At 39.6% G+C, this 21323-nt stretch carries 21 protein-coding genes; 3 read left to right on the top strand and 18 right to left on the bottom strand.

The features are described from left to right. The first annotated feature begins 82 nt into the window (after positions 1-82). Positions 83-553, top strand: coding sequence for an HAD family hydrolase (locus tag BQ5321_RS08395; protein ID WP_071394070.1), 471 nt, complete (start codon positions 83-85; stop codon positions 551-553). A gap of 264 nt (positions 554-817) precedes the next feature. Beyond that, positions 818-1129: a BC1872 family protein gene (locus BQ5321_RS08390; protein WP_071394069.1), complete on the top strand. Its 312-nt coding sequence runs from the start codon at positions 818-820 to the stop codon at positions 1127-1129. A 69-nt stretch (positions 1130-1198) separates the two neighbouring features. Here BQ5321_RS08390 and BQ5321_RS24410 read toward each other — a convergent pair whose 3' ends face one another. Continuing rightward, the gene (locus BQ5321_RS24410) at positions 1199-1339 is read right to left on the bottom strand and encodes a hypothetical protein (RefSeq protein WP_187143729.1); all 141 of its coding nucleotides are present in this window, start codon (positions 1337-1339) and stop codon (positions 1199-1201) included. Positions 1340-1494: 155 nt separating this feature from the next. Here BQ5321_RS24410 and BQ5321_RS08385 point away from each other — a divergent pair, with 155 nt between their 5' ends. Beyond that, complete coding sequence (locus tag BQ5321_RS08385; RefSeq protein ID WP_071394068.1) at positions 1495-1833, top strand: hypothetical protein; 339 nt, start codon at positions 1495-1497, stop codon at positions 1831-1833. Between the two features lie 85 nt (positions 1834-1918). Here BQ5321_RS08385 and BQ5321_RS08380 read toward each other — a convergent pair whose 3' ends face one another. The 17 genes from BQ5321_RS08380 to BQ5321_RS08300 form a co-directional block, all read right to left on the bottom strand. Then, a complete protein-coding gene (locus tag BQ5321_RS08380; protein WP_071396823.1) occupies positions 1919-2503 on the bottom strand; it encodes a cupin domain-containing protein in 585 nt (194 codons plus the stop codon). Positions 2504-2633: 130 nt separating this feature from the next. Then, complete coding sequence (locus BQ5321_RS08375) at positions 2634-3725, bottom strand: copper resistance D family protein (RefSeq protein ID WP_071394067.1); 1092 nt, start codon at positions 3723-3725, stop codon at positions 2634-2636. Between the two features lie 2 nt (positions 3726-3727). Continuing rightward, positions 3728-4285 (bottom strand): copper resistance CopC family protein, encoded by a 558-nt coding sequence (locus BQ5321_RS08370; protein ID WP_071394066.1) that lies wholly within the window; start codon positions 4283-4285, stop codon positions 3728-3730. Positions 4286-4548: 263 nt separating this feature from the next. Further along, positions 4549-4974, bottom strand: a complete 426-nt coding sequence (locus BQ5321_RS08365; RefSeq protein WP_071394065.1) for a pyridoxamine 5'-phosphate oxidase family protein — start codon at positions 4972-4974, stop codon at positions 4549-4551. A gap of 39 nt (positions 4975-5013) precedes the next feature. Further along, positions 5014-5421, bottom strand: a complete 408-nt coding sequence (locus tag BQ5321_RS08360) for a YugN-like family protein (RefSeq protein WP_071394064.1) — start codon at positions 5419-5421, stop codon at positions 5014-5016. A 241-nt stretch (positions 5422-5662) separates the two neighbouring features. After that, complete coding sequence (locus tag BQ5321_RS08355) at positions 5663-6211, bottom strand: PocR ligand-binding domain-containing protein (protein WP_071394063.1); 549 nt, start codon at positions 6209-6211, stop codon at positions 5663-5665. Positions 6212-6407: 196 nt separating this feature from the next. Next, positions 6408-7844 (bottom strand): dihydrolipoyl dehydrogenase, encoded by a 1437-nt coding sequence (gene lpdA / locus BQ5321_RS08350; protein ID WP_315970095.1) that lies wholly within the window; start codon positions 7842-7844, stop codon positions 6408-6410. Next, complete coding sequence (locus tag BQ5321_RS08345; RefSeq protein WP_071394061.1) at positions 7816-9111, bottom strand: dihydrolipoamide acetyltransferase family protein; 1296 nt, start codon at positions 9109-9111, stop codon at positions 7816-7818. The genes lpdA and BQ5321_RS08345 overlap by 29 nt, the downstream gene beginning before the upstream one ends. Positions 9112-9128: 17 nt before the next feature. Further along, complete coding sequence (locus BQ5321_RS08340) at positions 9129-10160, bottom strand: ATP-NAD kinase family protein (RefSeq protein WP_071394060.1); 1032 nt, start codon at positions 10158-10160, stop codon at positions 9129-9131. 121 nt (positions 10161-10281) lie between these two features. After that, positions 10282-11271, bottom strand: a complete 990-nt coding sequence (locus BQ5321_RS08335) for an alpha-ketoacid dehydrogenase subunit beta (protein ID WP_071394059.1) — start codon at positions 11269-11271, stop codon at positions 10282-10284. Further along, entirely contained in the window at positions 11268-12293 is a 1026-nt protein-coding gene (locus BQ5321_RS08330; RefSeq protein ID WP_084786693.1) for a thiamine pyrophosphate-dependent dehydrogenase E1 component subunit alpha, read from the bottom strand. The genes BQ5321_RS08335 and BQ5321_RS08330 overlap by 4 nt, the downstream gene beginning before the upstream one ends. Next, on the bottom strand, positions 12293-12658 hold the full coding sequence (locus BQ5321_RS08325) for a Lin0512 family protein (RefSeq protein WP_071394058.1): 366 nt from the start codon (positions 12656-12658) through the stop codon (positions 12293-12295). The genes BQ5321_RS08330 and BQ5321_RS08325 overlap by 1 nt, the downstream gene beginning before the upstream one ends. Before the next feature lie 277 nt (positions 12659-12935). Next, positions 12936-14912, bottom strand: coding sequence for a sigma-54-dependent Fis family transcriptional regulator (locus BQ5321_RS08320; protein ID WP_071394057.1), 1977 nt, complete (start codon positions 14910-14912; stop codon positions 12936-12938). Positions 14913-15194: 282 nt separating this feature from the next. Next, complete coding sequence (locus tag BQ5321_RS08315) at positions 15195-15986, bottom strand: DUF4097 family beta strand repeat-containing protein (protein ID WP_071394056.1); 792 nt, start codon at positions 15984-15986, stop codon at positions 15195-15197. A 120-nt stretch (positions 15987-16106) separates the two neighbouring features. Beyond that, entirely contained in the window at positions 16107-18926 is a 2820-nt protein-coding gene (locus BQ5321_RS08310; protein ID WP_071394055.1) for a PAS domain S-box protein, read from the bottom strand. 152 nt (positions 18927-19078) lie between these two features. Continuing rightward, entirely contained in the window at positions 19079-20320 is a 1242-nt protein-coding gene (locus BQ5321_RS08305) for a multidrug effflux MFS transporter (RefSeq protein WP_071394054.1), read from the bottom strand. 131 nt (positions 20321-20451) lie between these two features. Beyond that, the gene (locus BQ5321_RS08300; RefSeq protein ID WP_071394053.1) at positions 20452-21099 is read right to left on the bottom strand and encodes a hypothetical protein; all 648 of its coding nucleotides are present in this window, start codon (positions 21097-21099) and stop codon (positions 20452-20454) included. Between the last annotated feature and the right edge of the window lie 224 nt (positions 21100-21323).

Here is a 21323-nt window from a genome sequence, read left to right as displayed (position 1 = left end):
GAAGGATTCATTCCATTCGAGAGCATGAGGAACGGCCCTCTGCTATAATATATGTGAAAGAGTTTACTTGACGGAGGTATATATGATAGAGGTTGCGATTCCCGGATTTGGAGATTTGAATATTAAATATCTCGTTTTGGATTATAATGGGACGTTGGCAAAGGATGGCACACTGCTTACAGGCGTCTCTGATTTACTTGTCAAACTGGCTGAAGTAGTCGAGATTTACGTGATAACGGCCGATACCTTTGGCAGCGTCGCTGTTGAAATGAAAGATCTCCCTGTAAAAATAACTACAATTGACCGAGAGGATGAGAGATACAGCAAGCTAACGCTAATCAAAGAATTAGGCTCCTATGAAACAGCTTCCATTGGAAATGGCAGTAATGATGAATGGATGCTGAAGGAATCGAGAATTGGAATAGGGATTATTGGTCAGGAGGGGTGCTCATTAAAGGCCCTGCAAAGCGCTGACGTTGCTGTCCATCATATTCAACATGCACTTGAATTATTTCTATACCCTAATCGATTGAAGGCAACACTTCGATATTAACAAACATAAATAGGTTGAAGAAGCCACAAATGCTAAAAGAGGTATCATGTTTGGATAGTTCTTTTAGCATTATTTTGTAGAAGTGGATTCACCGTACACCCATTTTATGAAGTATCTCGAAGCAAATAGGCTTGTTATATACTAATGATGCTGACTACTATTACCTTATATTTATACCTATCGCAAATCCTAATCAAATTAATAGGCTGACATTCTTTAAAATGGTAAAATAATAAAAATTAAGATATAGGAGAGCAACAGGTAATGAATAAAATTGATATTATCGCGCGGAGAATTATGGGATGGAAATTGAATCGGTGGGACCGCTGGTATGATTTTGAAAGGGGCGTCTTCATTCATAATCACGAATTTATACCAGAGCAAAATTTAGAACACGCAATGATGATTGTAGAACGACTAAAGCAACTTGGATTTACCTATCAAGTGAAAGACTCTAGTACTAATCAGATTTGTTTTAATGACATTTGTTCATCTGGTGAATCACTGCCGCAGGCCATTACCAATGCAGCCTACTCCATTGCAGAGGTTCATTCCATTGATGACAACTGGCTATAATCATAACTAATCTCCAAAAGCACACATGGCAGCGCTATGTGTGCTTTTAGGGATGAATCCCTACAAAACCTATTCTTTATTCTGTTCCTCATAGGCAATTAAGACAACCTCTTCCCCCGATTCCTTGCTGAGTTCTTTTTGAAGGGAATTGACTTGTTTTAGCTCTTTATTAGACAGGTTAGCAAATTCGTATTGGTCCTTTTTTTTCATGTTCATCACCTTTTTTAAGATCAAACCCTGAGGGTCATAACCAAAGTATTTGCTAAATAGACATTTTTATTCTGCTGAGTAAATGTTATTCAGTAGCTTTTTAATGGGAATACTATCATTCATAATGAAAGACTTGGAATGGAGGGTGTTTCATAATGCCACGTAAGCCCAATACTAATAGCTTAGAGAACATTGACGATAAAGCTGTGCAGGAAGAGCATGAAGAGGTGAAAAATAATAAAAAGAATGAAGATGAAATCGAAGGTCTAAATCGTATGCTAGGTGCAGTGCTGCAATATCTTTCCGATGATGAAGTCGAAGAAATTGATATTGAATATCTTTTAGAAAATACTGAGGGTCTTCGAGAATGGTGGAATCAATATCGAGAAAGAAACAGAAAGCAGCTTGAGGATGAGATCAAGAAATCACTTGGTGATTTGTCGCTAGAAGAACTGGAAAACATTCGCGAGCAGGTCATAGGAAAAAACCATTGAGTTATTATGAAAAAGAGAGATTGCCCATTAAGACAATCCCTTTTCAAGCTTTTTCATCAAAATCCATCATTATAGCTTTATTTCTTTAGCTAGAATGATGACCTTCTTCTGCCGCCTCTGCTTCTGACTTCGTTTCATGAACCGTGCCAAATGGATGATTTGGCGGTGCATATATCGAGTAAAGCTTAAGCGGTCCATTTCCTGTATTTATTAAATTATGCCATGTACCAGCAGGTATCACAATAGCCGAATCATCATAGACTCTCCTTCTAAAGGTTAACTGATCCCTGCTCTTCCCCATTTGAACCAACCCCTGACCTTGCTCAACCCGTAGGAATTGATCAACATCAGGATGCATCTCTAAACCGATATCTTCACCTCTCTTAAGACTCATTAAAGTAATTTGAAGTTGTGTTCCAGTCCATAATGCGGTACGGAACGTATTGTTTTGCTTCGTTGCTTGATTAATATTGATTGTAAATGGCTTTGGGCCGTAGTCTTCCCGAGAATTTCTATCATTCCCATTGTAGGAACGAAAGGAATCAAATCGGTTTCCAGCCTCTATCTCGTTTGGATAAGGCCAATAAGGAAGCTGTCTTCCGTAGTAATACATAAAAGCATTCGCATCATATGGATATTGATACGGATATATATAAGGACCATAGTACATGTTTTCATCAATCCCCTCATCAATTGTCATGTTATCCTATGGTTTCACTACAAAGAAAGTACTTAAATTTAACTTCATTCAGCAAATGCTTTTTGTACCGAAAGGGCGAATTTGATTATAGAAATATCTCTTATTGCACACTAAAAATGACAGTTAAATAAACACAAACAAACAATAAACCACTCATTAGAAATGAAACAATACTAGATGCCTTTTTCCAATAAGCCAGGATAAACAGAACTAAAAATAGGAGGGCAAAGCCAAGGAACAAAAGACTGATCGGATTCATACCAAGCTGTACAGTCATGCTTGGTTGAAAGTCTTGATAAAATAACGTAAAAAGTGTTGATGCACCTTCAGCCGTAACAATCGTTTCATGAGGCGGAGCCTGCTGGCCCATAGCAGCGGTTGCCGAAAAAATAAGTAAAATAATAACACTTTCTAATTTTGTCCATGGTTTTGGATTATATTGATCATCGCTTCGCAGTCTCTTTTTTACAAAGATACTATTAATAATGGCATATCCAAACAAAGGAATGATCAATAAATGTTTAATCAATAATGTCTGACCATATGGAAGCATCCAGGAATTTAGATATTGATTAGGGTCAATCGCAAACGTCATAAGAATCAGACCACTTAGGATGGTGCTAGCAAAGCAAAGGATGGCTACTGGTGTAAACCACTTCAGAAAACGAGACCAATTTTCATGGTTGGTTGAACACCAGCTAACAATAAACAGAATTCCCACCCATACACTGACCATCGTTAGGTGTAAAGAATGACTAATAAAACCGATAACCCTGTCGTAGCTACTTGCATGGCTAGTCCAGCCAAGGGCAAGAATAATAAACAAAGCTAAAACCAATCCAAAAGATGCATAGACAGCTTTTCTTCGATAGTCAACCCATATCACCCATAAAAATAACAGAGTTGACAGCAGATAGGTCACTACCCATGCCTTCCCCACTTCAAATGTGAATAATACAGACTGAAGAAGGGTTATGGATAAACCGATATTTTGTTTTAAATATAAGATTAATTCCCATACTGGGTAAAAGGATAATATTCCGACTCCACCTATTGCCGACAGCAACAGCCATTTTGGTACATGAAGAGCTGGTTTATTTCTACTTGATACTAATGAAAGGATAAATGTACCGACCATAATGGCTAAACATAAATACAAAAGAGCTTGAGTGAAAGTACCGAATAGAATCATTTTTATTTTTTCCTTTTCACAACCCAGAAAATACATGCTGCAATAATCACAGCTAGTACGCCAACCAAGATAGGGACCGTATAGGAAGAACCGTCGTTTTGTTCAGTTTCATTACTCTCTTCAGCCTTCTCCTGAGACTCAGCTTTCTCTGTTTTTGTTTCTGTCTGCTCACTGATTGCAGGATCATCGTCCACAGATGGCTCTTCCGCTACTTTATCTACTGAAAATGATAGGGCACCATCAACGGGGTGACCGTCAGCACCAATAATATTCCAGATTATTCGATATTCCCCATTTTCCAATGAATCCAATAGATTACCAGTAAGTTGATTTTCTGATAAAGTAATATTTTCAACAGGCAAAGACTCCCCTACGGAGTTTTCCAGCTTAAATAAACTACCTTGCTCAATTTTTGTTTCAAAAGTCAGTGTAATGGTTTGCAGCTCCTCCTTTATTACAGCACCATCTTCAGGAAAGGAACTGCCTAACCCCGTATGTGCTAAAGCATTTTCAATAAATAACAGAAAAAATACGAATGTCAAAATCGATATCTTTTTCACTATAAATAACCTCCAAATATTATTAATTATTCTATTGTAGCAGAGGAGTTTATTATGCTCAAAGAATATATAAGCCTTTACTTTATATCTACCCATCTAATAAAACAGAGGGACGGTTGTGATGCTTCCTCCATTTGAAAGCATCACAACCGTCCCTTTTAGTGTATTTTTAGTCTGTTTTTTCTCGTGAGCATATATATTAGTGTTGCCTGCTTCCCTTCTCTAACCAAGCATTTTCTATTTTTCTATACCGAAGCTAATAGTTAGAATACTTGAAACTCCTGTGGCGGTCCGCCTTCATTATTTAAAATACGAATAATCGCCGGCTCTATTTCTAGAAACACATAATTCGGATCATCCGGTCCAGTAAACCACTTAGTAAAGGAATCATCCCAGAACTCCTCCTTTAACGTCTGTGATTGATTTATTCGACTTGTACCCGAAACTTCTATATAACGATCGCTTAACCCCTTATCCTCATAGCCTAACAAAACGGAAGCAGCGGGATTTTTTTCTATCTCATCTGTTTTTTCAGTATCTAATTTTGTAGGAGTATACAGATTTAAATCTTTATTGTAAAAAGTCATATATCTTGCATGCGGTCTATTATTCTCAACATTCGCTAATATACCTGTTCGGTGGCTGGATATAATCTCCATAGCCTGCCTTTTTAATTCTTCCTGGCTCAATATTGTCACTCCTTTTTAGGTAAACACTAATTGTAGTTATTAATCCTTAAACAAGACTGATTCTATTTTTTGAATCATTGTCATCCCTAAATCGATTGGAGGATCAGAAAGCTCAGCATCCTTATCAGCAGGCTCACTGAATTGATTGAAGGCAGCCGATGCATTTCCATTATGTGCGTGATCATCCATTCCGATTTGATATTTATGCGACAATAAAAACGGTCTGCCGATCTTAACCCTGCAGCCCCTTGCATCTAATTGTCCATCAATAGCCTTAAAGGGTACTCTTATAAACTGATAGCCAGCCTTTTCACCAATCTTACAGTCAAAATATCCATGATCATACTCCCAATTGCCCCCAACCGAAAAACCATAAGGCTTTAATGCAAGCTCCAGCTCATACATATCAAACACCTTACCTTCTAACCTAGAAGATAGCTCAATCATCTTCATACTCCTTTCGAACTTTTCCTTAGCTTTTCCTTAATTTCCTCTAATAATCAAAGCAATCATTTTCCATCAGTCTCTTATCGCAGAAGACACAAAAAGACAGCCACGAATGATTAATAAATCGTGACTGTCTTTTTGCACTTCGGAAAAATCTCAACTAGTGCAATAGTTTGTCGCGCCCCTAACTATTCACCATTACGCAGCCTATAATTAGGTTAATAATGCAAATACCCTATTTCTACACTCTAGCATACTGTTCCCTTAATTCTTCAAAGGCAGCCATTAGTATTTTTTGCGAGATACCAAGCTCTTCCTTTGTTGATTGTAATTCCTGTTGTGCTCTCTTTTGTCTATATGCCTTCAGTCCTATCTCAGCTAACAAAGATGTAAAGCCGTTTAAGAAAGCTAACATATAGGTTAATTTTTGATTTTCTCCTAAGGGCTCTTCCAAATACAGCTGACTCATCAGTAGTACAGCTATTGGTTTCCCGTGAACGGTAATCGGAGTGGTTGCATCAATTAACCCATCCAAGTGCTGATAAATAGTTATTTTTTTACCATCAACTAACACGTTGCTAATATCAAGTGTATTTTTCTCAAAACAAACCTTCTTAGAATTAACATCAAGGTGATGAAATCGCGTAAAGTAAGGTTTCCATTCAGAAGCTACTATAGTATTTCCCTCAAGGTCAAGAATAGTTATCCCCATTCCTGTTGCTTCGTAAAAAAGATTGATTAATTCCTTAATTCTATTCGTCTCAACAAGGTCATTCAATGTATATTCCATACTGAAATATCCCCTCCATCTATTAACCTTCCTAATTTATTATTTTACTATAAATTACATATTATGGATGTGAGTAATATCTCAATATTCGCAATATAATAGATAAAAAACCCTCTGTACGATTCATCCTTTTCCCAAAATAAAAAGAACTTCATCCCGACCCACTTTCCTACAGAGATAAAGTTCTTCCTGCTATTTAATTAGGTAGATGAATGGCTTGTTTATGGACTGCATGGGCTGCTTCATAAAGCGATTCACCTACAGTTGGGTGTGCATGAATCGTCGTAACAATTTCAGCAACAGTCGCTTCGAGTCTTAAGGCGAGTGCTCCCTCGACGATAAGCTCTGTTGCCCGCGGTCCAGCTAGATGAAGTCCAAGAATTTCATCTGTCTTCGCATCAACCACAAACTTCACAACCCCATTTGTTTCACCCATAATAAGCGATTTTCCATTTGCATGTAATGGAAACCTTCCAATTCTCACCTTATAGCCCTGTTCCTTTGCTTTTTCCTCTGTCAGACCGACAGCAGCAAGCTCAGGCTTCGTATATACGCAATACGGTATTGTATTAAAATCAATATTTGAACGGGAACCCATGATAAATTCAACAGCAGCCATTCCTTCTGCTGAAGCAACATGTGCTAGCTGTACCTCGCCCCTGCAATCCCCAATCGCATAAATATTCGGGATATTCGTTTGAAAATGGTTATTGGTTACAATTTTATCACCGTTTACCCTGATTCCAGCTTTTTCAAGATTAAGCGCCTTTGTTGCCGGCTTTCTGCCAACGGCTAACAGGACTTTTTCTACTTCGAAGGAAGACAGTCCCGATTCTGTGAACACCTGAACCTTTAACCCCGATAGAGTCCTTTCGATGTGCTCTACTTTTGTATTCGTATAGATAGAAACAGCCGCTTTCTCTAATTCATATTTAAGATAATCTGTCAGCTCTTGATCCATATTGGCTACTATATTAGGCAGGGCCTCTACGATTGTCACTTTTGTTCCCAGACTGCTATAGATACTAGCAAATTCACTTCCGATCACACCACCACCGATAATCAACAATGTTTTGGGGATTCTTTCTAAGGAAAGTGCGGCGTCACTTGTCATAACTCCTTCTAATTCATTCCCTTTTATTGGAGCCATAAACGGTTTTGAGCCTGTCGCAATAATGGCCTGATCAAAATCAATGGTTTCATTTTGCCCGCTAGGATAATGAACGGCTAGTTGATTTACACTTAAAAAGGCTGCTTCCCCCATGATGACATTGACACCATTTGCCGCTAATAAGCTCTTTACCCCGCCACTCAACTGCTGCACGATAGCTTTTTTTCTTGCTTGAATTTTGCTCCAATCAAATCCTAGAGTCCCAACTAAAATACCGAGCTGTTCGGCATCACCTTTCAGAGTATGATATAGCTCGGCCGTATGTAACAATACTTTAGTTGGAATACAGCCGACATTTAGACAGGTACCACCAATATGCTTCTTTTCAATCAGGGTAACATCTGCCCCCTTCTGGGCTGCCCTAATTGCCGCTACATATCCACCGGGACCCCCGCCGATAATGACAACCTTCATCATATCCACCTCAATATTCTCATAATAAGAGGATCTCTGGCTGCTCAATGTATTGTTTCAACCTTGCCATGAATTGGGCGGCGACCGCTCCGTCTATCACTCTATGATCGGCTGTTAAGCTTAGATTCATTAACGGCTTTATCACAATTTCTCCATTTACGACGATTGGAGTATCTATGGTCGTATTAACACCCAATATTGCCACTTCCGGTTGGTTAATAATAGGAGAAAAGGATTCAATTCCATACATACCAAGATTCGTGATCGTAAACGTACCGCCTGTTAGATGCTCGGTGGTTAATTCATTATTTCTCGCCTTTTCCGCCAGCTCCTTCATTTCATTTGAAATCTCTGCCAAGCCCTTTGTATTCGCCTGCTTTATAACTGGAACAACCAGCCCACCCTCTAATGCAACGGCAACGCCGATATTGGTATAATTTCGAGTCACAATTTCATTATCTACTAAGCTACTATTTACATAAGGAAATTCAAGTAACACAGCAGACACCAATTTTACTAATAGTCCTGTAAACGAGATTCTTTGTATTTCGCGAAGCTGTTTTCTAATCTCCTGAAGCTTTGTTACATCCACCCTCACATCAAAGGTAACGGCTGGTGAAATCCTCCAGCTTTCCGACATTCTGCTAGATATTACCTTTCTCATTTGCGTCAATGGTATTCTAGTTTCCTGTGGACTATCCTCCATCCTATTCTTTTCCTTTAGATGGTCAAGTACATCTTGCTTCATGATTCTTGTATCCTTGCTTATTTCAGTTAAATCGACTTGATGTTGGTTTGCCATTTTTTCAGCCATTGGAGAAGCTTTCACCTTTGAACGATTCTGTTCAATATAAGCCTCTACATCCTCCCGTATGATTCTACCATTTGGTCCCGTTCCGATAACCTGTGAGAGATTAATGTGATGCTGAGTTGCTAACCTTTTCGCGATCGGCGATGCATTGAGTCTACTGCTCATTTTGGGACTATCAAGCTTTTTCTTTTCAACGACACTTTCCGGTTTGGAACCCTCTGTCTTTTCATCCTTTGACCGTGGTAAAAATGAATCGATATTCTCGTCACCAGCGGCAATGATGGCTACAGGCTCTAGACAAGCAATACTCTGATGCTCATTAATCAAAATTTTCCTCAGGATGCCGCTTTCACTTGCTTCTACCTCATTCGTTAACTTATCTGTTGCCACATCAAATAATGCATCACCCACATTTACTTGCTCGCCCTCAGCCTTATGCCACTTAACTACTTCACCCTCTGTCATCGTTAATCCAAGCTTCGGCATAACTACTACTTTGGCCATCCAATGTCCCCCCTCTATTAGATTTGACTTACTCTTTGATTTCTTTCAGAGTTGGATATGGTGAAAAATCCCTCCTTTTGCGCAGCCTCAATTGCCTTTCGGATGTTGACACGATAAGGGCCTTCACGGGTTATTTTAAAAGTCAGCTCTTCACCTTTATAGAATGGAACTTCTCTTTCCCCATCAACAGCAATCATTCCATTATGCTCGGCTGCATACAGGTATGATTCATGAAGCTGTAAAAGCTTTGGTTCACCGATTTTTATTTTCTGTATGACACCAGCAGCAAGCGGCGCCACAACCGTATATTCTTTTTCTGTCAAAGAAATAGAAGCTCCGTAATCATCTTCTTCTCGTATCATTTCCTTACAGCCCACAATCGCTGAAAAGCCGATTGATGCAGGGTGTGCTCTTGACACAACGATTTGCAGCATATCCTCTAAATTCCAAATCGCCTTAGAGCCTACCACCACATTTTTGGAAATGACAGCATCAATGAGGGCAATGTCCACCAGCATATCATTCTTATAGATTTCAATTCTTTTATCCTTGGTACAAATAATATTCTTTGAATAATGACCAGAAGCCATGACAGCGGCAGCCATGCCTGCAACGGTTCCCTCCACCATTTGTGGGTACACATTATTGGTTCCAGTCGAGATACTGATAATGGGCGTTTCGCTAATCGTTTTTGCTACTGCCCTGCTTGTACCATCTCCACCCATCACAAGAATACAGCCAACTCCCAATTCCTCCATCATCTGCGCTGCACCCATCGTATCATGTAAGCTTGCCTGCAGCTTCATGGTCAGCACATCAACCCTACAGGTTAACTCCTCCGAATAACCTAATTGTTCGAGAGCCTTATAGCCTGTATTATAGGTATCGGGCATAATATAAATCTGGTCAACCCCAAAGGCTTGTGCACCTAATATAATGCGCTTTACCATATTAATTTTTTCATGGTTATCAATAATCGTTGCATGGGATACAAGTCTTCTAATATCTTTACCTGAAGCAGGATTTGCGATGATTCCGATACTTGTCATACTTCATCATCCTTTTGAAAAGTTGACTCAAAAGCAATCGTCATCTCAGTCTCTGATACTCAATCATTCGGATTCACTCTTACAAGGAATCAACATACTTTTGAGTCAGCTTGGAATATTCTTACGCCATGGTTAAACGGCCCGTAATACTCTTAATACCATTAACAATATCAGTAGAATTTGGAAGCACATAGTTTTCCAATACTGGCGTAAATGGAATTGGGCTATTTAATGCCCCTATCCTAACAATCGGTGCATCAAGGTAATCAAAGGCTTTTTCTGCAATCATAGCTGCAATTTCTCCGCCATAACCACCGCGTTTAGTTTCCTCTGTTACTATCACCACTTTATTAGTTTTTTCAATTGACCTAAAAATAGCTGCCTCATCCAATGGATATAAGGAACGAATATCCAGGACTTCTACATCAACTCCATCCTTTTCAAGAGCCTCTGCAGCAGCCAATGCTTCATGAACCATTTTTCCATACGTAATCACGGTTACATCGGAGCCGGTCCGTTTAAAGTCTGCTAAGCCTAATGGAATTGGAGCTACAGTATCCTCCACATTTCCTTTCATGGCATACATCGCCTTATGTTCAATGAAAATAACCGGGTTATTATCATTGATAGAGGTCAACAGGAGTCCCAGAGCATCCTGCGGTGTGGATGGATAGACAACCTTAAGTCCTGGCATATGTGTTAACCATGCTTCAAGTGACTGTGAGTGCTGTGCTGCGGCAGATACACCGCCGCCTGCAGGAAGTCGGACAACCATCGGCAGTGTAATTTTACCGCCGAACATATACCTCATTTTAGCGGCTTGGTTAATTAATTGGTCAGCTCCAACTGTCACAAAGTCCATGAACATTAATTCAGCAATCGGTCTAAGACCTGTTGCTGCAGCACCTACAGCCCCTCCAATAATGACCCCTTCCGAAATTGGTGTATCCCGAACACGCTTTTCACCAAATTCTTCGAAAAGGCCGGCCGTAACACCAAAGCATCCACCAAAGGCACCTACATCTTCACCCATAATAAAAACATTTGGATCTTCCTTCATTTTTATTCTCATAGCTTCTCTAATGGCTTCACCGTATGTCATTGTTCTCATCGAACTCTAACCTCCTCAACAATATCGGTATACACGTCAAAAACGGCGGATTCTACTGCAGGATAAGGACTTCTCTCTGCAAAGGCCACAGCGTCCATGATTTGTTGATCAACATCTCGTTGGAGGGCTGCTAGTTCCTCAGGTGTGACGATTTGATTTTCAAGCATAAACTGTTCATGTCGTTTTACCGGATCCTTTTTCAGCCAATCCTCCAGCTCGCCTTCAGGACGATAGCTTGTAGGGTCTCCCTCGAAATGCCCTCGATGTCTATAGGTCTTGCATTCTATTAGAGTGGGTCCTTGTCCATTTCTAGCTCTCTTAATCGCTTCATTGGAGGCTTCATACACAGCAAATACATCATTGCCGTCAACGGTAACACCAGGAATATTGTAGGCAACAGCCCGATCGGAAACATCTTCAATCGATTGATGTCTACCTTGGCTCATAGATATTCCGTATAAATTGTTTTCACATACAAAAACAACCGGCAGCTTCCAAATACTTGCCAGGTTTAACGCTTCATGGAAGGTACTTTGGTTGGTAGAACCGTCTCCGAAGAAGCAAATGCAAACCTGTTCATTCCCTTTATATTGAGCGCTGATACCTGCCCCCACTGCAAGATTATGTCCGGCGCCTACAATACCATTCGCACCAAGAATTCCTCTCGATGCATCGGCAATATGCATGGACCCGCCCTTTCCTTTACAATAACCGCTTGCTTTACCAAATAACTCAGCCATCATTTCATTTAATTCTCCGCCCTTGGCAATGATATGACCATGGCCCCTGTGAGTACTTGTAATATAATCGTCTTCGTGAAGGTTTTCACAGACACCTGTCGCAACAGCCTCTTCACCCATGTATAAGTGAACAAACCCAGGAATTTTCCCTTCGGCAAACAATTCCATTGCCTTTTCTTCAAACTTTCTAATTTTGAGCATGGTTTGATACATTTCTATGAATTGTTCTCTAGATAAACTCACATGATTCCCTCCTTCATCTTTGGAAAAAATATTGCACATCAGTCCTCCAGCATCACATAGACCTCAACAACCGCATTAGCAACTACAATGGAATCCTTGCTGTCCCCAAGTGCTTTCACATACATCCCGGGTGTTTCCAAACCTCCTTCCATAACCTTCAATGTTTTCTTTCCAAATGGCAGGACCTCTAAAACTTTCTCTTTGTCAACTAGATTTGGATAAGGAGTGGCAATCCCAACATGAACCTGCATCTCATCGAAATCCTGCATGCTCAAAATTTCATCCATGCCGCAAAGACAGCTTCTCGAGATTGCATCCTTTACGGCCTTCCTTGCTGCTTTTGTAACATTCTGACCATGGAGGTCCGCTCCCCAGCCTAGCTCAATAATATATCGCTTCCACATATTGTCACCTACCCTTCATAGGTCCTCAATGGAAGATTATGCAATTATCGTGCCAATTTTTTAAAACCTTTTAGAGAACGATTCTGTTGGCATTCTTAGACTTCACATATCCATGGGTAATATCGCTTAACTGTTCGTTTTTCTAACAGTAATTTGTCACTGTTTTACTTTCCTTGTGAATGCTCCATCTTTCTCAGTCCTTTGTTCGATTTTTGAACAGTGTTCCATTTTAGGACAAATAGACATAGAAAAAAGCAGCTCACTGTTAAGTAGCTGCCTAATGTTTAATATGATATTTTTTCATTTTTTCATAAAGAGTATTACGGCCAATCCCTAGTGCCTTTGCTGCCTTTGAAATATTACCCGCAAATTTCTTGACCGCCCTTTCAATGGCCTCCCTTTCCACGGTAGCCAAGCTCCTAACAGGTTCAATATCCTTGCCATTTGTAGGATTCAGCTGATTTAATAAATAGGATGGCAAGTATTCCCGTAAAAGAATCTCGCCTTCCCCCATATTAATTCCATATTCCAAAACATTCTCTAACTCCCTTATATTTCCTGGCCAAGAATACTGGTTAAAGATTTCCTTTACTATAGGTTCTACCGTCACCATTTCCTTTCCTAATGAAATCGACATTTTCCGTAAAAAATAATCCAAAAATATATCAATATCACCGAGCCGTTCCCTCAAAGGAGGAATAATAAGTGTGATTACATTTAAGCGATAATATAAATCTTCACGAAAACGACCATTTTCAACTAAGGCTTTTAAACTCTTATTGGTTGCTGCAATGACACGGACATTAATAGATGTGGGCTTATCGCCTCCGACTCTAACGACATTTTTCTCTTGCAGAACCCGTAAAAGATTAACCTGTAAATCGATTGACATATCTCCTATTTCATCAAGAAATAGTGTACCGCCATCCGCTAATTCAAATTTCCCCGGTCTACCGCCTCGTTTTGCTCCTGTAAAGGCACCATCACAATAACCAAAAAGCTCACTTTGGATTAAATCTCTTGGGATAGCAGCGCAATTAACGGCAATAAAAGGGCCATTCCTCCGATTACTTGCATTATGAATGGCCTGTGCAAACACTTCTTTACCAGTACCACTTTCTCCTAGTAATAGAACGGTTGAGATGCTTTTTCCAGCAATTTTGGCCTTCTTGATTATTTGTTTAATCTGATTGCTGCTCCCCAAAATATCACTAAATTGAAATCTTGCCTGTGCTCCAACCATTTTATTGACGATTTGATGAACCTGCTTGATTTCACGAACGGTGATCACCATACCGACAATTTGTAAGCATTCATTTTTTATCGGAATAGCCTTAATTGTACAGCGGATTTCTTTATTAGATGGTTCGAGGATAATTTCTTCTTCTAAAGAAGCGCTATCCCATTCTAATATTTGATTAATTGGATTATCCTCTCCAAATATCTCCGTTACCTTTCTACCAATCATTTCACTTGGAAGCATCCCGAGAATGTTGGCAAGTGAGGCGTTCGCATGTGTGATGACATAATCATGATCAATTGATAGGATTCCCTCTGAAATGGTACTGATGACGGTTGTTAGCTGTTTATGTGCCGTAATTAATTCCTCTTTTGTTTCATCCTTTTGAAGTTGATTTTCAATGGCTCGTACGGCTGCTAATACCATCCCCCTGAAATGAGCTTCTTCAAATTGAACAAACCCCGAAATGTTTAGACAGCCAATCATCCTTCCTTGTGAATGATGGATGGGGGCAGCTAAGCAGGTCCATTCATGATGCTTTCTGCAATAATGCTCTGCCCCTGATACACGAATTGGTTCATTCAGATACAACGCTGTCCCGATTGCATTCGTGCCAACCGAGTATTCCGACCAATCTGCACCTGCTGAAAAATGAAGGTCTGTCGATTTCGATAACACATCTCTATCGCCGACTGTGCTTAGTATGATACCTGCTTCATTTGTAATAACAACACAAAAAGGGCTGTCCTGAAAACTTTTATATAAGGTCTTCATAATTGGTATCGAGATGTCAATAAGTAATTGATTCTCTTCTTTTAATTGCTGCCAATCAGCTTTTGATATCATACTTTGACAGGTGCCGTCCAAATAATCCACGCCTGCTTTACGACAGCGTGTCCAGGAATCAATAATTTCCTGTCGAATGTCAGCGCACTCTATTTTCCCTGATATCATAAAGCTATTCCATAATTCTTTTATCATTGACTGATCTAAAATATTGGTTTCTACTATCATCTTCCTATCCTCCAAGCACACTAACAGGTTTCCCTGCTGATGAAAGAAATAAGAGAAAGTCATATATTTCAACCAATTCTCAATATTATTTTACCATAACAACTAGAAGATTAATGGAATAAGATTTACTCAGTCAGCATCCTTATAATCCCTTCTGGAGGTAAAAGGAGACCAAAATAATATCCTTGCCCTACGACATGAAATGAAAGCACGACTAGCAGAGGGACGTTCACCAGCCTCCAAAATTGGCAGCCGAAGAACCTCCCTCTGCTTCTATAGAGCTTATTTCAATTCGATTTTACCACTGGATATATTTATATCGACGGCATGCTTACCGGACCCATGTATACCGCTTAGCTCTCTCTCGGTTTCCTGTTTATCTTTTAAAATGAAGGTATTGGATATATTTCCGCTGCTTACCTTTCCATCCAATGTAAAATCAGCTTTATCAGGTAAATCAATGGAAGCACGACCGGAGCTTACATCCACTTCGATTGAATCTGTTAATTGATCCATTTGTATATTGATATTCCCGGATGAGATATCGGCCGTTAATTGACCTGCATAATGCTCTACACTGACATTTCCTGAATTAACATCAAACACTCCCTTGTTAGTTTGAATATGTGATAGCTTCGCATTGCCAGAATTCACTTCGACTGAAAGCTTATTCAATACAACGGGCTGTCCTTTCGATTCTCCTGCATAATTCAGGTTACCGGAGCCTATCTCAATCTCCAAATCTTTTTGGTAATCCTCAGGAATATACAAGGTCAGTTTTGGACCTGAAAAGAAGGAAAAGGACTCAAACCATCTGCGCTTATATTCAATTTCAATGGAGTTACCTCTTTCACTTACCCGAAGCTTCCCTTTACCTTCTAAGTTTGCTTCTACATCATCGCGATCCTCCGTAATAATCCTCGTGTTAATCCCCGAAACATCCAGTTCAATCCTTTCAATTTCATCAGTCACAGCAGCACTTTGTTTACCTAATCCAAACCAAGAGGAGGGGATTGAAAAATAAAGTACAAAAGCCGCCAACAATATCACAACCAGAACCAGCAATTTCCTCAAGTTCATTACCTACTTTCTAATAGAGTTTATCTTCAGGTAAATTTTAGCGAAAAGAAAAGAAATCAACAATCAACCGCAGATTGATTTATCTATCAGACCTAAGTTGTAGAAAGCCGGTAATTATTCTGAAAGCAACATCGAAAAGGAGTTTCCTCCGCGTTCCTTCACTTTATACAAATTAATATCTGCCTGTTTGTATAGCTGATCCTCAAAGCTGGAATTAGTTGGATATAAGGCAATCCCGATACTTGCCGTAGCCTTTATCTGATGACCCTGCAAAAACATATCTTCTCTTATCACGGCTAAAATTCTTTTGGCTACATCGATAATTTCGTTTTCATGAGTGATTTCTGGTAGCACAATCGCAAATTCATCTCCGCCAATCCTTGATACTGTATCTTTTTTACGCAAGGAGGATCGAATACGACGGGCGAATTCTTTTATCACCGCGTCCCCAATATCATGTCCAAGTGTATCATTAATTTTTTTGAATTTATCACAATCGATTATCAGTAACGCCGTAATATTCCCTGTTCTATCCGATGTAAGCATGGCTTGATTTAAACGAGCTGTGAACAGTCTACGATTTGGCAGTCCTGTTAAATAATCATAATAGGCCATTTCTGCCAGCTTTTCTTCTTTCCGTTTAGCCTCAGTAATATCACTAGATATCACGATAATCTTCTCAAGCTCTCCGTTTGATGTGAAAACAGGAGAAAAATGAGAATGAAGCCAAATGGAGTGTCCATCCTGATGAACATGACGGATTTCAATATCATAAACCTGTTTTGTTTCCTTTACTTTTCCCAAAATAGCTTGTGCCTCCTCCATATCATCGTGGTGTATAAAACTTAAAAAGGTTTTACCTATCACGGAACGAATTGGAAAACCTAATACAGCCTCTAATGAAGGCGACCCATACGTAATATTCCCGGTCGGATTCACAATCTTAATGATATCCTTAGAGTGTTCGGCGATAATGCGAAAACGTTCCTCCGTTTCCCTCAACGCTTTCTCCGCCCGTCTTTTTATCGTTACATCTCGTAACATGACGATAACAGAGGTTTTCCCCTCCTCTGTAATGAATGCTGATGCTGTTTCCGCAAAAACCTCATCACCCTCAAGGGTGATAAACTTTTCTTCTACTAGTTCACTTTTTATCCCTTGATATTCAGAATTTACCATTTCTTCCTCTATCTGTTTCCGATTACAGCGCTGAACAAAATCGATGAATCTTTTCCCTATCACCTGACTGCTGTTCCTAGCTTTCAAAAATTCCAGTCCCGCTTGATTGATATAAGTAATCAAACCATCGGTATAAATCATCAACCCTTCCGGGGAGGATTCTAGAACTTTTCGGTATCTTTCTTCACTTTCTTTCAGATTCAACAGCATTCTTTTTTCCTCTGTTACATTTTTATAGGTAACAATCGCCAATATTTTCCCTTTTTTAATCGGTCGGTACGTCGCTTGTACATCAATCAATGTTCCATCTTTTCTTTTCCGTTTTGTCTCGAATTGTAATAGCTCGTCTTTTTCTCGTAATCCTATTAATAATTCTTCTATATGATGCTGCTGATGTTTAGGATATGTACTGGATAAGGCTATTTCACTCTTGTCCATCTGATTCCAGCCAAACATCTCTTCAAAAGCAGGATTCGCCTGTAAAATACTGCCCTCAAACCCTATCATACAAATTCCGTCTGTTGTATAATTCCATACAAGCTCAAGCTCTTCTTTCATTTTTACCATTTCCAGCTCCAGCTTTTTATCCTCTGTAATGTCACGACCAATGCTAGATACAGCAAACACATTCCCACATTCATCATAAAGCGGAAATAAGGTCATAGAAATATCTAATAATTCTCCAGACTTCTTCTGTCGTTTAACATGTACGCCATGAAGCTTCTTCCCTCGAGCAACCTGTTTATACATTTGATTCTTTTCGTCCATTAGCCAATCAGGAATAATCGGATTCTCTTTCCCCAATACATCTTCCTCTGTATAACCATAGATTTTGGTATAGGCATTATTGATAAATTCGACTTCTCCATCCAGTGTTGTAATGGAAATAGAATCCGCACTATCCTGTAAAAACGACTCTAACTGTTTTTTGACTCTATAAAGCTCATCTAAAGCTGTTTTCTCTTTCGTAATGTCGCGCGCAATTCCATATACCCCAACTATTTCCCCCTCTACCGTAATCGGAATGTTTTTGACATTCAAATGAACTTCACTGCCATCCTTATGATAAATAAAGATTTCGTATCGAATGGTCTCTCCCTTAATGGCCTGTCGTAAGTACCCCCAAGCCTGTTCGCACTCTTTACTAGGCAGGATTTTTGAAAAATTCATTCCAATTAATTCATTATTTTTATAGCCTGTGATCTTTTCCGTAGCCGGGTTCACCTCTAAAAAAACACCTTTCAGGTCTACCATGAAAACAGCATCCTCGTTATGCTCTAATAGGGAGGATAATCGTTGTTCGTTTTTTTCAAGTAACAGTTTTGAGCGCTGGAGCTCCTGTAATTTGATATTTTTTTCGGTAATATCTCTTACAACAGCAATAATATAAATCTCCTCCTGATCAATAATGGGGGTGAGCACTGTTTCACGGTGAATAATCTTTCCATTCTTCAGTTGCATCTCATCTTCAAATGTTACAATCTTTTTATACTTGGCCGCCCTTAGATAATATCGCTTTAGGAAGTTTGCCTTGTCTTCTTGCAATACTTCTTCAAATGTCTTGCCGATAACGTCAATATCTTTATTTAGTACGGATAATCCGGCCTGATTGGCATATAAATACGTCAATATGTCCTGGTCGACGCCAACTAAATAGACAAAATCCTCTAATGCGTTAAAGGCATCTGACACTAAGCGAATAAGCTGACTCGAATCCTTTGCCAATAATCTTTTTATGATTTTGTTTATCTGCATTCACTAATCATCCTTTTATATCACTCATCTTGTTTATCGTGAAAAATCGGTACCTTCCTTATTTTCATTATTATCCTTTGTTTTTGCCAAAATATTACACAAAAAAGGAGTATGTATTCCGTCTTCGTTACATACTCCTTTGTCTATTTGAATTACAATGATTTCGCTACAGAATTAACTAATTGACGATCTTTTCTAGCGAGGAATAGGTATGACATAACCGCAATGATTTCACAAATAATAATAATAATTGCCATTGGCCATGCAGACTGACCATCCCCAATTCCAACGAGAGGAGCCATGATAGAGCCTAAAATAAACGGCATTAAACCTAACAGTGCTGAAGCACTTCCAGCTGTTTTCCCTTGACTCTGCATAGCGAGAGCAAAGCAGGTTGTAGAGACAACCCCAACACTTGAAACAACTAAAAATAAAGCTGGTAAAACACCCAGTAAACCCGCATCTAAAGCAAGCATTAAGTTAAGGAGAATTCCGCCGGTAAGTGCCATTCCCAGGCCTATTTGTAGCAGCTTGCTTTCCTGTATTCTTCCAGCCAGTCTTCCTGTTATCTGGCTTGCGATAATAATTCCGATTCCATTAATGGCAAATATAAAGCTGAACGCCTGTGCTGATGCGCCAAAAATATTTTGTATTACAAAGGGTGACCCAGAGATATAAGCAAACATTGAGGCATTAACAAAGCCCTGAGTTAACACATACCCCATGAATACTCTGTCATGAAGCAGCCCGTTAAAGGTTACAAATGTTGCCTTTACTCCACCTGTACTGCGGTTATCACGAGGTAACGTTTCTCTTACAGCAAAAATCGCCATCGTAATCATCAGGATACTTAGAACCCCTAATACAATAAAAATCCCCCGCCAGGATGTAAACTGTAGCAGCTGTCCTCCAGCCACGGGTGCTAAAATGGGCGCCGCCCCATTAATCAGCATGAGCAGTGAAAAAAACCTTGTCAGTTCAACTCCGGAATATAAATCACGGACTATCGCACGTGAAATGACCATACCTCCAGCACCTGACAAGCCTTGGACTAGCCTTAGAATTACCAAGACCTCAACAGTGGGTGCAAATGCACATAGAATAGATGAAAGACTGTAGATCACTAAGCTAATGATCAACGGAAGACGTCTTCCCTTTTGATCGCTGAGCGGACCCAGCAACAGCTGCCCTAGTGCCATTCCGAGTAAACAAGCTGTAATACTAAGCTGAGCGACTGAAGTACTGCTTTGCAAATCTTCACTCAGCGCTGGTAGTGAAGGAAGATACATATCCAGCGATAACGGTCCAATTGCAGCAAAGGACCCGAGCACAAGGGCCATCTGAAATCGCTTTAAACGATTATTTTTTATCGTAACACCTTGACTATCATTCATTATATAATCCCCATTCTCAAAATTAGTCTGTACTAAACAGAATATAATGGTTTTTTTAGGTAAGCAAGCTATTTGATTAACGGTAAAAAAAGAAAAAAGCGATATCCTCTATAGATATCGCCTGGGTCAACTCATTCAAATTGTTCCGGGAATTGCTTCATGATTCCATCCGCTATTACTTCAACCATATGGATTAAATGCGCTTCATTTAAACCCGCTAAACGAATATCCCCCCTCCAATCCTTATTTAATCTTGCACTAACCTCATCTGTCGTAAACCTTAAATGGGTGTATAACATATCTGTCCATTCTTCCTTTGACCAATTTGGATTGGCATCCGTTAAAAATTGAATAATAGCATCCGCGTTCCTAAACCATTCTTTGTTGTATTTTTCCACATTATTTTGATCCTTTATCTTAGCGGAATCGATTATTTTCCCAGCTATTACTATATGCTCCTTTAATAAGGCAATCAGCTTATCTGCCGCCTCTTGACCATAATATGGTTTGATTACAATTCCAAAGTCTGTTTGGTTTTGCAGCAGTCTTTCTAGGACATCCTGTTTATCTTCCAGCCCAGCAAGATTACTAATGATATAGCTCCGTGTCCACCATGCATGTTCAATCGATAGCTTTTGCAAATCATATTTCAGTTTCAAGGCAGATTCATTTACACAGGCTTCCTCCGGATGGTCTCTTTCCTCTGCCTGTACAGCAGCACTGGGGTTCAAAAAAGTAACTAGGGTAATAAATAGGATTGAGTAAAACCACTTTTTCAACGTCTGTTCTCCTTTACCAAGTTAATAACAGAGATAGTATTTCGTATCTTCCTTTTTCTTATGCGTACAAAAAGAACACCTTAGTTCGTCCAAGGTGTTCTCGTATAATCAAATTCGCCCGTCGAATTTGCGTCCGGATTACCTGAGCTCGCTCGGGTAAACTACCTTTAAAAAATCCGTGACATCCCCCGGAGGCTTAACTTCATTCAGCCGGGGTTTGTACC

Source organism: Bacillus tuaregi (assembly GCF_900104575.1).
Taxonomy (GTDB): domain Bacteria; phylum Bacillota; class Bacilli; order Bacillales; family Cytobacillaceae; genus Bacillus_BD; species Bacillus_BD tuaregi.
The sequence above is the reverse complement of the archived record's forward strand: the minus strand, read 5'-3'. Positions and strand labels throughout refer to the sequence as shown.

Bases quoted from the DNA above. Each gene is read 5' to 3' on its own strand.
- BQ5321_RS08395 (WP_071394070.1), top strand. From the start codon at position 83: ATGATAGAGGTTGCGATTCCCGGATTTGGAGATTTGAATATTAAATAT.
- BQ5321_RS08390 (WP_071394069.1), top strand. From the start codon at position 818: ATGAATAAAATTGATATTATCGCGCGGAGAATTATGGGATGGAAATTG.
- BQ5321_RS24410 (WP_187143729.1), bottom strand. From the start codon at position 1,339: ATGAAAAAAAAGGACCAATACGAATTTGCTAACCTGTCTAATAAAGAG.
- BQ5321_RS08385 (WP_071394068.1), top strand. From the start codon at position 1,495: ATGCCACGTAAGCCCAATACTAATAGCTTAGAGAACATTGACGATAAA.
- BQ5321_RS08380 (WP_071396823.1), bottom strand. From the start codon at position 2,503: ATGTACTATGGTCCTTATATATATCCGTATCAATATCCATATGATGCG.
- BQ5321_RS08375 (WP_071394067.1), bottom strand. From the start codon at position 3,725: ATGATTCTATTCGGTACTTTCACTCAAGCTCTTTTGTATTTATGTTTA.
- BQ5321_RS08360 (WP_071394064.1), bottom strand. From the start codon at position 5,421: ATGATTGAGCTATCTTCTAGGTTAGAAGGTAAGGTGTTTGATATGTAT.
- BQ5321_RS08355 (WP_071394063.1), bottom strand. From the start codon at position 6,211: ATGGAATATACATTGAATGACCTTGTTGAGACGAATAGAATTAAGGAA.
- BQ5321_RS08345 (WP_071394061.1), bottom strand. From the start codon at position 9,111: ATGGCCAAAGTAGTAGTTATGCCGAAGCTTGGATTAACGATGACAGAG.
- BQ5321_RS08340 (WP_071394060.1), bottom strand. From the start codon at position 10,160: ATGACAAGTATCGGAATCATCGCAAATCCTGCTTCAGGTAAAGATATT.
- BQ5321_RS08335 (WP_071394059.1), bottom strand. From the start codon at position 11,271: ATGAGAACAATGACATACGGTGAAGCCATTAGAGAAGCTATGAGAATA.
- BQ5321_RS08330 (WP_084786693.1), bottom strand. From the start codon at position 12,293: ATGTGCAATATTTTTTCCAAAGATGAAGGAGGGAATCATGTGAGTTTA.
- BQ5321_RS08325 (WP_071394058.1), bottom strand. From the start codon at position 12,658: ATGTGGAAGCGATATATTATTGAGCTAGGCTGGGGAGCGGACCTCCAT.
- BQ5321_RS08320 (WP_071394057.1), bottom strand. From the start codon at position 14,912: ATGATAGTAGAAACCAATATTTTAGATCAGTCAATGATAAAAGAATTA.
- BQ5321_RS08310 (WP_071394055.1), bottom strand. From the start codon at position 18,926: ATGCAGATAAACAAAATCATAAAAAGATTATTGGCAAAGGATTCGAGT.
- BQ5321_RS08305 (WP_071394054.1), bottom strand. From the start codon at position 20,320: ATGAATGATAGTCAAGGTGTTACGATAAAAAATAATCGTTTAAAGCGA.